This is a genomic window from uncultured Desulfovibrio sp., assembly GCF_902477725.1.
Taxonomy (GTDB): domain Bacteria; phylum Desulfobacterota; class Desulfovibrionia; order Desulfovibrionales; family Desulfovibrionaceae; genus Desulfovibrio.
The window spans coordinates 21299-33571 of sequence record NZ_CABSIF010000003.1 but is presented as its reverse complement, the minus strand read 5'-3'; the positions used below and the strand labels follow the sequence as shown (position 1 = coordinate 33571).

At 49.2% G+C, this 12273-nt stretch carries 14 protein-coding genes; 4 read left to right on the top strand and 10 right to left on the bottom strand.

Annotation, left to right across the window (positions count from 1 at the left end; all coding sequences use genetic code 11):
- Positions 1 to 5: 5 nt before the first annotated feature.
- On the top strand, positions 6 to 638 hold the full coding sequence (locus RDK48_RS02960) for a CatB-related O-acetyltransferase (RefSeq protein WP_298998248.1): 633 nt from the start codon (positions 6 to 8) through the stop codon (positions 636 to 638).
- Between the two features lie 78 nt (positions 639 to 716).
- Here RDK48_RS02960 and RDK48_RS02955 read toward each other — a convergent pair whose 3' ends face one another.
- Entirely contained in the window at positions 717 to 1895 is a 1179-nt protein-coding gene (locus tag RDK48_RS02955) for an HD-GYP domain-containing protein (protein ID WP_298998249.1), read from the bottom strand.
- Positions 1896 to 2258: 363 nt separating this feature from the next.
- Entirely contained in the window at positions 2259 to 2885 is a 627-nt protein-coding gene (locus RDK48_RS02950) for a hypothetical protein (RefSeq protein WP_298998251.1), read from the bottom strand.
- Positions 2886 to 3176: 291 nt separating this feature from the next.
- Between RDK48_RS02950 and RDK48_RS02945 the strand changes: the two genes are divergently transcribed.
- Entirely contained in the window at positions 3177 to 4346 is a 1170-nt protein-coding gene (locus RDK48_RS02945; RefSeq protein ID WP_298998254.1) for an HD-GYP domain-containing protein, read from the top strand.
- Positions 4347 to 4475: 129 nt separating this feature from the next.
- On the top strand, positions 4476 to 4793 hold the full coding sequence (locus RDK48_RS02940) for a multidrug efflux SMR transporter (RefSeq protein ID WP_298998256.1): 318 nt from the start codon (positions 4476 to 4478) through the stop codon (positions 4791 to 4793).
- 137 nt (positions 4794 to 4930) lie between these two features.
- On the opposite strand, the gene RDK48_RS02935 is transcribed toward RDK48_RS02940, so the two are convergent.
- The 7 genes from RDK48_RS02935 to RDK48_RS02905 all read right to left on the bottom strand — a co-directional run bounded on the left by RDK48_RS02935 (position 4931) and on the right by RDK48_RS02905 (position 9905).
- The gene (locus RDK48_RS02935) at positions 4931 to 5578 is read right to left on the bottom strand and encodes a L,D-transpeptidase (RefSeq protein WP_298998259.1); all 648 of its coding nucleotides are present in this window, start codon (positions 5576 to 5578) and stop codon (positions 4931 to 4933) included.
- Positions 5579 to 5847: 269 nt separating this feature from the next.
- Positions 5848 to 6918 carry a hypothetical protein gene (locus RDK48_RS02930; RefSeq protein ID WP_298998261.1) on the bottom strand — a complete coding sequence of 357 codons (1071 nt, stop codon included), beginning with the start codon at positions 6916 to 6918 and terminating at the stop codon, positions 5848 to 5850.
- Positions 6857 to 7093 carry a hypothetical protein gene (locus RDK48_RS02925; RefSeq protein ID WP_215648831.1) on the bottom strand — a complete coding sequence of 79 codons (237 nt, stop codon included), beginning with the start codon at positions 7091 to 7093 and terminating at the stop codon, positions 6857 to 6859. The genes RDK48_RS02930 and RDK48_RS02925 overlap by 62 nt, the downstream gene beginning before the upstream one ends.
- A 382-nt stretch (positions 7094 to 7475) precedes the next feature.
- Positions 7476 to 7889 (bottom strand): hypothetical protein, encoded by a 414-nt coding sequence (locus tag RDK48_RS02920; RefSeq protein WP_298998263.1) that lies wholly within the window; start codon positions 7887 to 7889, stop codon positions 7476 to 7478.
- Positions 7890 to 7899: 10 nt separating this feature from the next.
- Complete coding sequence (locus RDK48_RS02915) at positions 7900 to 8277, bottom strand: hypothetical protein (protein WP_298998265.1); 378 nt, start codon at positions 8275 to 8277, stop codon at positions 7900 to 7902.
- A gap of 5 nt (positions 8278 to 8282) precedes the next feature.
- Positions 8283 to 8762 (bottom strand): hypothetical protein, encoded by a 480-nt coding sequence (locus RDK48_RS02910; RefSeq protein WP_298998267.1) that lies wholly within the window; start codon positions 8760 to 8762, stop codon positions 8283 to 8285.
- A gap of 942 nt (positions 8763 to 9704) precedes the next feature.
- The gene (locus RDK48_RS02905; protein WP_298998270.1) at positions 9705 to 9905 is read right to left on the bottom strand and encodes a hypothetical protein; all 201 of its coding nucleotides are present in this window, start codon (positions 9903 to 9905) and stop codon (positions 9705 to 9707) included.
- A gap of 278 nt (positions 9906 to 10183) precedes the next feature.
- Between RDK48_RS02905 and RDK48_RS02900 the strand changes: the two genes are divergently transcribed.
- Positions 10184 to 10864, top strand: coding sequence for a DUF778 domain-containing protein (locus tag RDK48_RS02900; protein WP_308587792.1), 681 nt, complete (start codon positions 10184 to 10186; stop codon positions 10862 to 10864).
- Positions 10865 to 11087: 223 nt separating this feature from the next.
- Here RDK48_RS02900 and RDK48_RS02895 read toward each other — a convergent pair whose 3' ends face one another.
- Positions 11088 to 11600 (bottom strand): hypothetical protein, encoded by a 513-nt coding sequence (locus tag RDK48_RS02895; RefSeq protein WP_298991861.1) that lies wholly within the window; start codon positions 11598 to 11600, stop codon positions 11088 to 11090.
- Positions 11601 to 12273: the final 673 nt, after the last annotated feature.

The following is a 12273-nucleotide window of genomic DNA, read 5'->3' as shown; positions in this document are numbered from 1 at the left end:
TCAGCATGAACGGCCCACACCCTGGCGAAAAACACCCGATGAAAGAATTCCTCCAGGTATCCTTTATCAAGAATTACTGCACCAACCCGAACGTCATCATCGGCGACTACACGTATTACGATGACCCGGACGGCCCGGAACGCTTTTTTGAGAACATCCTCTATCACTTCGACTTCATCGGCGACAAGCTCATCATCGGCAAATACTGCGCCATCGCCAGAAAGACCACCTTCATCATGAACGGCGGCAATCACGCGATTGTCCCGTTCTCCACCTACCCCTTCTACATCTTTGGCTCGGGCTGGGAGGCTGGCGAACCTCAAAAGCAGGTGGCCCCTGTGGTCAAAGATACCATTGTCGGCAATGATGTGTGGATTGGTTATGACGCCACAATACTCCCCGGCGTGCGCATAGGCCACGGCTGCGTTATCGGGGCGAAATCCGTAGTGACCAAAGACCTGCCGCCCTACAGCATTGCAGCGGGCAACCCGGCGCGACTGATTCGCCGCAGATTTGCAGAAGATGTGGTGGAGCAGCTTTTGGAGATTGCGTGGTGGGATTGGTCGCCTGAAAAGGTCAGCCGAAACCTGCAAGCCATCGTTGGCTGCGATCTGAGCCTGCTCGCCAGCGCAACCTGATATTGCGCTCCGTCGGTGGTACTCTTCGGGCCGGGCGCGCAGGGCACGCGCATCTTCCCTGTCCCTCAGGCGGCCTTCCTACCGGTCAAGAAACATGCGGTAAAACTTGCTGTTCTTGATGCTGGCAAGTTCTGACGGCACAAGCACCCGGTTGATGCTGACCTGATCATTCTGCGCAAGCTTGAGGTAGTACGGCGCGTAGGGTCTGTCTTTTTTAAGTATGACCAGCACCGTGGGCTTGAGGGGCGACTTGTGATCCTGCTGGCATACAATGCCCGTTGTTTCGTTTGAGAGCTGCACCACCGTACCTACCGGGAATATGCCCACCAGCTTGATAAAGTGCTCTACCAGACCCGGCGCCCACGCCTGCCCCGACATGGTGAACAGCTTTTTTACCGCCTGCGCAGGGGGGATTGCGTTTTTGTACACCCGGGAGGATGTCAGCGCGTCATACACATCGCAAATGGATATAATGCCACCGTGCAGACTGATGGCCTCGCCCCTGAGCTGGTGCGGATAGCCGGAGCCATCGTGCCGCTCGTGATGGTGCAGTATGCCGTCAAGAATTATACTGTTAATCCAGGGGATATCCTTGAGGTTATCGTGGCCAAGCCTGACGTGCGAACGGATAACCGAGGTTTCGTCCGGGCTCAGGCTGCGCGGCGCATTCAGAATTTCCAGCGGCACAAAGGCCTTGCCGTAGTCGTGAAAAAGCCCGGCCATACCAGTATCAAAAGTTTCATCATCGTCCAGCCCCAAAAACTGGGCAAAAGCGATGGAAAAGATGGCGACGTTGATGCTGTGTCTATAGGTATAGTCGCTGGTTTTCTTGATGGTTGTGATAAGCAGCAGGGCGTTGAAATTACGGTGCAGGCTTTGAATAATCTCGTTTACAAAGGCCCTTAGCTCCGCAACCTCTATGGCGCCCACCTTCTTTTCCTGCATCAGGTTTTTGATGTAGTTGCAGGCGTCAAAATACAGGTCACGCGCCCGGCAAAGCTCCTCGGCGAGCGGTGTTTGCCGTGCGCCGCTGCGCTCCGGCGCGCAATGGCACGTACCTGATTGCACAGGCACGGAGCGGTCAGGATCGTAGTAGGCTTCTGTATAGCCAGACGCAATAATATGCTTGATCTGCTCGGCACTTTTGATGACGCCACTTTTGCCATAGACAAACGGAGCATTTATCCAGGATGTCGTGGGCTCTACGAGCCACATCCCCTGGCGTAACTGCGTTACGGATATCTTTATCGGCTTCATGAAATCTCCCGCCAAAAGCATTGCCATGAATATAGGTTTGCCCGAGGCAGACCATGCACCTCGCAAGCGAAATGTGATTACTTATCACCTTAATCTGATTTTTTTAATCTATCAAATGGAAATTCGGCTCCATATTTATACAGGAATGCTTATCATCAAAGCCTGAATTGCGTGAAACTATTGATTCATGGCTGAAATTGGAACCAGAAGTTGATACATGCGCGCGGCATGTTGCCCAAATGAATGCACGGCGTATAGGCTGCACCGGCACTGCATCCCCCCTGCATACATACAAAAAGCCCTCGAATTGAAAAAATCGAGGGATTTTGGTGTTATAGACTCTGGTGGGTCTGCACGCGCGGCTCACTGCTCAGCGGCACGTTCGCCCGTTTCGTAAACTGTCTTTGCATAGCCGGGCAATATGCTTTTAAATAATGCATCGATATCTTTTGGGGTTTGCGCAGGCGGCATTGTATTTTTTTGATATATCCGCATCCCTATACTTCTGACAGGCTCTTTGCCGTCTGACTGAAGGTCAAATGTGCGCAATATGAGCGAGAACCTATACACACGTGGTTCCCACAGTATTCTACGCTGCATCTGGATGTTAAAGAATGGAATAAGAACATATCTGGCCCCTGCCTTTTTGCCGCTTTCAATGGCTTCTTCGTCTGTTTCATATCTGCTGCCGGTGGATATTGCCCCGGCATAGGGGGCAAGGGTTTCCTTGAGCAAAACCACAATCTCCGCGCCAGTTCCGGGGTAGTGCTTTGCATCAACAATACCGCCTCCGGGGCTGTCATCAAAATCAGGAACGTCCTTGGGCACGGCAATATACGTACTCTGGTTCTTCTCAAGTGGCGGAAGCGTCTTGGCTGGTGGCACTTGGGCGGCGCACCCGGTCAACGCAACCAAGGCCAGAAGCAGCATCACGATTTTTTGAAACATCTCTCCTCCAGCATTCAGCATCCACAAAAAAATCTGAAACATGATTATTTCATAATTATTTTTATAGTACCACCAATTGCATTAGTATGGTTTGTTGCCTTATGCATCATTGCTGCGGGTGCCCCTTGGGGGGAAAGGTAAAAATTGGGTTCGGGGCCACTATAATCCACTTATTTTTGAGCAGCTTGACAACCATAGTGATAATTGATTTTGTTGCATATAGGTTAAGATTTTTGTTTTACTGGTAGCTGCCGCGCGCGTATTGCCTCCTTTTTGGATGCCCCCCCGTGCGCGCCTATTGCGTCAAACTCCAGATGTGAAGTGACGAACGGCATGTCATCAGTGCGTATTTCCATAGACCGCCTCAAGCCTGGCATGTTTTTGGTCAACCCCGGCATCTCCTGGCTGGCAGAACCCAATCTTTACCAGCAAGAGGGGTTCATCGCCTCGCAGGATGAAATCAGGGCCATTACTCGGCAGGGCTATGCTGAGGCCTGCTACGATCCCATTCGCTCGCAGATTGTGCGCAATCTGGAATCGCCCCCTGCGCCACAGACGCCGCTTACCGAAGAAATTTGTGCGGCACGGGGTGCGTTTTCCGCTGCTTATGGGCATGTAAAATCATTTATGCAGAGCGCCGCCAGCGGCAACATTGAAGTTACGGCTGTGGAGCCATGCCTGAGCGCCATCAAAAAAAGCATTGTGCGCAACCGCAACGCGCTGCTCTTGTTGGCAAATCTCAAGAGTCTGGATGATTACATGTACCGCCACAGCGTCAACGTGGCCATTTTTGCCGTGTCGTTCGCGCAATATCTGGGGATGGATGACGAAGAACAGCGGCAGATAGGCATTGCGGCGTTGTTTCATGATTACGGCAAGGCGCTGCTGCCCGCCAACATTCTTAACGCGCCGCGCAAACTCAACGAGGGCGAAATGCAGATCATGCATTCGCACGTTGAACGCGGTCATGCCAAGCTGCAAGCCACGGGCAAATTTTCGGCAGAAGTATTGGAAGGCATTTTGCAGCATCACGAGCGGCACGATGGCACAGGCTACCCATACAACCTTTCCGGCGACCAGATAGGCATTTTCGGGCGCATCATTTCCATTTGCGATGTCTATGACGCCCTTGCCTCAAAGCGCGTATACAAAGACGCCATCCACCCCAAGCACGCCCTGGGCACCCTGTTCAAGATGGGCGAGAATGCCTGGGCGCCCGGCTATGCCGAGCATTTCATCAAGATGGTGGGCATCTTCCCCATCGGCACGGCGGTGGTGCTCTCTAACGGGCAAAAAGGCATTGTGTGCCATTCCGACCCGTATGCACCCTCATTGCCGCGCGTGCTGCTGGTCAAGGATTGCGAGCACGGTGTCAGGCCGTTCCGCACCATCGACCTGTGGCGACAAAAAAGCATTTCAGTCAACAGATCACTCTCCAAAATCGAAACAGCCTGCTGGGATATTGCCACCCTGCTTGATTCCGCTCACGAGGACGATGCGTAGCTTTGCCGTGGCCGCAGCATCTGGCGTTCGCAGTATGCAGTGTGTTTGCCAGGCCTTTTGCACATAGCACCACAAGATGCCTTTGTTTGTCGCGTTCGACTTTGAAAAATCAACCCTCATGGAGGCTGTATGGCGTGGGTTTATCTTGTACTGGCGGGCTTTCTTGAAATCGGCTGGCCCATCGGCCTCAAACTGGGCTGGACAGAAGAAGGGCTGCGCGTGCTGTGGCTCGCCTTTGCCATCGCCTGCATTCTGTGCAGCGGTATGATGCTGCTGATGGCCCAGAGGGAAATACCCATGGGAACGGCCTATGCGGTATGGACGGGCATTGGCGCTGTGGGTACCTTTGTGGTGGGCATTGTTGCCTTTGGCGATGCGGCTGCGCCCTTGCGCATGGCCTCTGCCGGTTTGATTATCGCCGGTGTGATCGGCCTTAAATTCGCCTGATTCCAGCCATCGGCAACTCTGATAAAATTGGCGGGGCAGTGGCGCGCAATCATGTTGCGCCACTGCCCCGCCTTTTGTTCACACCCTTGCAGCCGGGCGTATCCGCCAGACTCCATGCAAAAGCTTGCCCCTACGGGCTACTTTGTCAGGCTTTTCAGTTCTGCATCAGAACCCGCAATGGCAATGCGCGTACCGGGCTGTATGAAGCCCAGAATTTTGACCATCGCTTCTTCCGGCACGCTGATGCAGCCAGATGTGGGCTTGTCCTGCGTACAGTGCAGAAAGATTGCCGAGCCAGCGCCCTTGACGATTTTATCCGTATTATACTCGATCACGGCCACGTACTTGTAGGCCACGGTTTCTTTGGACAGATCTTCGGCAGATTTCCAGTCAACGGGGGTTGTATCCTTTGTAACCCACTGGTTGTAGCGGGCTGAGGCAACGTCATCCACCCACTTTTCGTCGCCTGCAAGCTTGGTATAGGCAATGTTCACCACAGGGGGCGTAGCCAGCCCAAAACCGCGCCGGATTTCATACACACCCACGGGCGTTTTGCCATCGCCCTCGCGCTTGTCCACGCTGCAACCGTTTCTGCCCACATAGGCCGGGGTGCGCAGCAGTTCCTGCCGGGTGCCGTTGGCTGTGGAGTACACCACCAGCGTGCCCGTGGTGCCGGAGGCGACAACTTCAATCTCGGTTGTGGCGGCCTGGCACTGGCTTATGCCGTTGCTGCCGCAAACCAGTACGAAAAGAAGAAGACAGACCGAAAATAGATATCTTTGCATGGTGCCTCTGAATGTTTATACAAGCTTGCTGACCTATTGCCCCGCCATTGCGCAACGAAAAGATATGCGAACGATTCTCCACGCAACAGCGCGGCATACCTGCTACACGCTCGCATACTGCTATCGCGATTCGCGGTCATATTCAACAGCAGGACACGTTACTAAAACAGAAACGAGCCCCATATGCTACAAAAGCCCCGACCAGTGATGAACTGGCCGGAGCTTTTTGCAGACGCATAATGGCAGAAGGTTATTCTGCCTTACGCGCATCAGTAATCTTTGATTTCCAGATACACAAGAGTCTGGTTCAAAAGCTGGTAGGCTATTTCGCCAAACGTAACAGGCCCGACAAAGGCGCCGGTCTTCTTGTTTTCAAGATTGGAGAACAGGTAATTCAGAATACAGTTGCACGAAAACACAACCTTATCTGTATTCGAACCCATTACCTTGCTTACATGCGCATCAAAGGCCGCCACGTAATCCGCAATCGGCTTTGCATGTTTATAACGGATGCCGCTGAAAACCGGTGCATAAAAGTGCACCATGTTTTCCGCCTCGTTTATGCACTGAAAACTGATGTTCACCAGCGCGCCATAGTAGTCGGCAACGATTGGCAGCCTGGTATCCAGATTGTGTTCCTTGAGGTAGGCAGCGAAATTATGTGGGACGCCATTGACCATGACATCCTTGGCTGAAAACCCGTCGGCAGAAAAGGTCAGCGTGTCGCCATCGCCCTGCTCAAAAAGGTTGATGATGCCGATCTCTGCCAGCTTGCCGGGCTTGAGCTCTGCCCGAAGTACTATGGCGCCATCTTCAATCATGCTTCCCGTACTGCCGTTAAAAACCTTTGGTGTTTTGTTGCCAAGATCGTCCAGATGCACGCCTGCAATCCAGCCGATGAGCGGCGACATGCCGAAAGATTTGTAGTTGGGGGCATTCACCGCAAAGGAAAGATGCGTTTCGCTTGCCGCAGGTATCAGAATAAAACTGAATCCCTGCCTTGGCCCCTCCACATACACATTGGCGAGCGTGTCTTTGTTGTACTGGGCAATGCTGACGCTTTGGACAATATCGGTAATGTCTGTAACAAATATGAGTTCACGGGAGGCAAGCCCCCCATGCTCTTTTGTAATAAAATAAGGAATTGTTCCGCCAACCCAGTTGCCCTTAGGCAACTGCTGGATAACAGCTTCTTCGCCTGCAAGAAGAAGTGAACGCCCTTCGGAAATTTTTTTCTGAACGTCATGTATCCCCATAATTGACTGATTCATAATTTCCTCACTTCCCGAAAATTGTTTTGACATCATCCTGCACGGTTTGCGAATTGGCGTTTTGCACAAACAGGTTATACAGCTGGTCTATACTTGAGGCGATATTCTGCGGTGTTGGGTTGTCATGAACCCCGCGCACCAGTCGACCGAGCATGATTTTGGCTGCCAGAAACTTGAGTTCGAAGGTCTTCTTGCCAGTGATAATGTCTTGCCAGCCCGCATGGCTTTTGCTCGGAACTTCCATTGGCTCCTCCTTTTTCAACTAGCTGAATACACTTGAGTTATGAATTCATGAACATTCCTGTTCTTAATGTAAGAATAACCACATGAAAAATACAAAGTAAAGTTTAAATAGTGAGTTATGTAAACAAAATCAGTTGCACGCATTTTTTGTGCAATTGCATACATATTTTACGCACCAGATTTAATTTATGTATTTTAAAATCAGATGTTATAAAAATACAATAAAAATTGCACATATAGGCTATTTACAAAATAAAAATTATACAGGCTGAACGCAGCACGGCTTGTTCAATAGTATCAGCGTCCTGTTGGCAAGCAGGCATAAAAAAGCCCCCCGGTCATCGAATGATGATCGGGGGGCTTTCAAAGCGAGTTACCGCTGCTTATTTGCTTTGGTAAATAATTTTTTCGGCCAGGCATTCCTGAATTTTGCCGTCCTTACCCACCGTAAGGTTAAGCATTACTGCGGTGGTAAATTCAACATCGGTTGCATACAGTGAATAGAGCTTTCCTGCCTGCATGGTTTTGCCGCCTTCCAGCGGTTTGCTGTAAAACTTCATGTCTGCCAGCGTGGCATCTTTTATGGTTTTGCCTTCAAGTGCGCCACCGTTACAGGCCTTCATAGTGGCAATCACCTTTTCCCATGATGTTTTTATGGCCGGGGCCTGTTCTGGCGCCCACACCGCAGCAAAAGGCATGGGCGGCGGTGGTGGCGGCAACGTCGAGGGCTTGGGGGCATAGCTGACGCAGGCTGTGAGCAAGCAAAAGATGCCAGCCAGCATGATTTGTGTACGCATGTTGATTCCTTTATTCCGTTTTGGTGCGACAACCGGTTATGTTGCCCTGCTCATTCAGCACAATGTTGAACCACGCATGAGCCTGCACTGTGGCCGAATAGCTGCGTCCATCGGCATACGAAAACACACGTTTTTCAGGAAATTCCAGCACCATGGCGCACAACTGGCCAGTATACTGCGGCTGGCAAATGGCCTGATCTGATTGGGGAAAGTTTTGTAAAGCGCTACCCAAATAGGCTCCATCGCGGCATGCGTTGATTATTGGCTCGGCCTGCGCCTTGGTGATTTTAATGGGGGCAAGCTCCGCAGGCCGCCATTGGGGAGACGAAGTTATCACGCACGCCCCCAGCAGCACATAACAGAGGGATAGAATCAAGTTATGTCGCATGCGGGCTACTCCTTGGGCATTTTTGCTGCCAGAGTTCCTTCCTTGGGCTTTTTGCTGACTTGCACATGGTGGCCATACGAGGCCTTGCAGTCGTAGACCAGGCCCTTGGTATTGATGTAGAGATTTATCATGTAGTGGTAGTAGTTGGTGTCCTCTTTTGTTACCGAATGCCACGAGTTTGTTTTTGAGTCGAATTCTTGGCCAAGATACTCATGCGTTTCAGAGTCTATGAGTTCTGCCGCACAAATTCTGTTGCCGTTTTCGATTTTTTCGCAGCGCTGGCTCATTATGGGAAAGAGATTCTCTGGGCTAAAACCGCTGTAGTATCCGTTGTTGCACCTTTTGGCGATGTCTTCCATTTCTGGCGAGCCGCCATATTTATAGGGCGCACTCTTGGGAGCCCAGATTTCATCAGGATACTGCGTGGAGCCGCAGCCCGTAAGAAGCAGAAAAAACACTGCCAAAAGCCCACTATATCTGCCCATTATTACTTTCCTTTTAAAGAGGCTGTAGTAAAAACCGGATGCAAGATATACTGCAAGTGATGTGGAGAGTCGAGCAGTAGTGATAATTTTTTTCACCAAGTGAAATAATAGGTATATCAAATTGGGTTTATCAGCACAAATATTGCAATAAAAATCAGCATATAATGTGCTAATGCAGGCGCACTAGTATAAAAAATCAACCTTGAAGGAGAATATAGAGCCAGTAGGCTGATTTTGTTGGCGGCGTGAGGTTTGGGGCATGATGCCTTAGTATGGCATTCAAGAGGTCAAGAGTTCAATTCTCTTCAGCTCCACCATGTAGGTAATTAAAACCCCCGATCATTGAAAAATGATCGGGGGTTTTTGGCGTGTTACGCGATTTGAAAAAAGAGTGGGGTCTACACCAAAGACAGGGGCAATCGTCCCGGCCTGAACAACTAGGCTATAACTCCACTTTTCCGGCCCGCCACTATAAATAATTAGAATGGTGATAGGCCAGCACAACAGCACAAAACAAAAAATTTTGTTTTATTTGCGCGCTTGTTAGGAATGTCATGTAAACCCGGCTGCTTGGCGGCTACTCATTCACGGCGCACAACCACAAGCAGTTTGAACCAGGGTGTGCGCTACTATACTGGCCCGAATAGACCGCTAAAGGCCATAAGCATCCAAAATTCCATAAAGGTTGGCCCTAGGGCCGCGAGCAGAAACAACATACAGAGGGGAATCTTGAACAGCATGCGGTGCTAATCTGCAACCTAAAGAAAAGTATATACAAAAACAGTAAGTATATGAACGAAGCAATAAATCCCTGAACTGCAATTGTGATTATGATAATAGACTATGATGACAACCATCCAAGGCCCATTATGTCAGCGATATGTTGAGTGTCTATTATTTCGGCAGCACCTATGAAGCATAAAGCTATGCCTGAAACATAAATCAATATGTTTTTTGCAATTTAAAAATTGACAACAGCACAATAATTCCAACTGCTCCAACAGCCTGCACCACATGCCCCATATAGTCGTTATCGACAAGTCCACCGAACCAAGTAAAGATCAAGATAATAATATTAGGCCAGTGTTCTCGCAGCAGGCCAAAAAATTTTGCTTTTAATTCCGCAATTTTTGGGGATGTCATGCAAACCCTCGATAGCTGCTTATGTGCTTTACTCGGGGCACGCTCAATTTTGGGCAGAAAAAATAAAAATATTTTCCCCGATATTTGCAAAAAATTTCAGTAGACACGCCCTGCCATGGCCTCTGAGTGTTAATATAACCATCTGGTATTTTATCTTTTTGTGTTATCAAGCACTCTTATTTACCAAACTAAAAAGAACAAAAAGCTACTGAAATGTTTCAGTCTTACAAAAACTCCCGCCTCTGCTATATCTCCCCCAAACCTTTTAAGGAGAGAACATGGCAGGGAACAATTTCAGCACCAGAAACATGGGCCACAATGTTTCAGATCAGCCGCGTTTGAGCAACGGGCAATTCACCTTTAAAGGCGCGGCAAACGCGGCAACAATACCTTCCCATATGCCGCACAACGCGCTTAACGCGCCCATGCCTGTTGCGGCAAATGCCCCACTGGAAGAACGCATGTATCCCGACAGTGTCGCAGACGTAGTGAAAAGGCATGCTCATGGCGATCACACAGGTTTGCAACCATATTCAAGTGAGCCCAATGCCGCAATCCCGTATTATAAAATGGGGGTGCGTGAGCTTGAACTTGCCAAAACCAGCAACTGGTATGGAAAAAGAGTTCCAGGAACAGATCTGCACTTTGAGCACATGCACTTTGTTGGCAGCGATGGTAGTAACTTTGGGTTGACTTCTACTGGCGTATTTTCTGAACCCATGCAGAGCTTGAACAAATATCAAGTCGAGCCCACCAAGTATCGCAAGGAATACATCGACAGAGCAAAGATTGAAATAGACCGTAAATGGGATGCGCTTTATTCAAGAGCAATCGATATTCAAGATTATGACCACCGGATGTACAACTTGGCAAAGCATAACTGCCAGCACTACTTTGCCGAAGTTCTTCAAAAAGCGCAGGAATACGCAACCGAGGAAAAACCCCTTATGCTACCCTGATGCACAGAAGAGAACTTGATAATGATTACACTCATTATTAGGAATTTTAAGAACTACCCAATGCATGACAAATGAAACATCCGTTTGTGGCGACCCCATAAGTCATAAACACATGTCCCCGATCATCGCACGATGGTCGGGGAATTATTTTTTTGAAATAAGAGCACCAGCAACAGAAGCAAAAACGTGGGCAGGTACTGGCGCGTGTGGCCGTAATATCCAGTTATATGGGACCAAAAAAACCGCAAAGCCCTAGAAACAGCCAAAACATCGTGAAGGCAGGATCCAGCGCGGCAAGCAAAAAGAGCATGCACACAGGAATTTTAACGAGCAAGTGAAGGCTGACCTGGCGTCTGTAAATAATCATACAAAATAGCAAGAGAACGAACGTAATAAACGCCCCTTGCACAGCCACAAAAATAATAGATGCCGCCAAAGGAGAGAGCCATTCTATGCCCATAATACTGGTAATATAACGGGCGTCATTCAATGAAACATCGTTTGCAATACCCATAAAAAACGCCGCGATGTACAACCACAAACTTTTTTCCATTTTGCACAAGGGCAAAAAAATAACCAAACCTGCCGCCCCTACGGCAAGAACAACACTGCTTGCATAATCCTGCGCCCACAATCCGCCCCAGCACGTTAGAATAAGCAGGATAAAAACAGGCCAATGCGCCAGCCAGAAGGTCCAAAACATCGCTTTTATGTCTGTATCTATTGGGCTGGACATTATTTATCCTAAGTGGTGATGATTACAGAGTGTGGGCGACAATCAAAAAAAATCTTGTTGCCTTTCAATAACATAAAAAGTGATATTATTTTTGCCTGGAGTCAATTTTTATTGAGACTAACGCACTAAAAAACTTTTTTTGCTGGCATGAGCAACCTGCAAACTCCGCAAAATCAGCGCATGAATTCTGTCCGCGCTTTTGTAGCAAAGTGCACACCGCTAGCCATACAAAATGACCACCCTACGCACCCTTCTACCTCAAGCTTGCGCAGAGCGATCAGGTGAGCATCAACAGGATACTTGCCCTCTGAGCTTGATAGCATCAGAAACAGCAAGTTTTACCTCATATTTCTTGACGGATAGGGACGCGAAAGAATTTGGATTGCGAGAGGATATGAGAGCAAAATGCCATACGGCGCTGCTGCGTGATGCGCATGACGAACGCTTGCATGGCATTCAAGAGGTCAAGAGTTCAATTCTCTTCAGCTCCACCAGATAGGTAATCAAAACCCCCGATCATTGAAAAATGGTCGGGGGTTTTTTGCTGTCGATGGCTGCGCTTGCGGTTATCTGTCCATCTTGACAGTACTTTTTGAGGCAAAAAATTTCCACGCGATGCTATATGCGATAGCCTCCGCAGAGGGCTTGAAAAAAAGCAGATTATATTTTACGA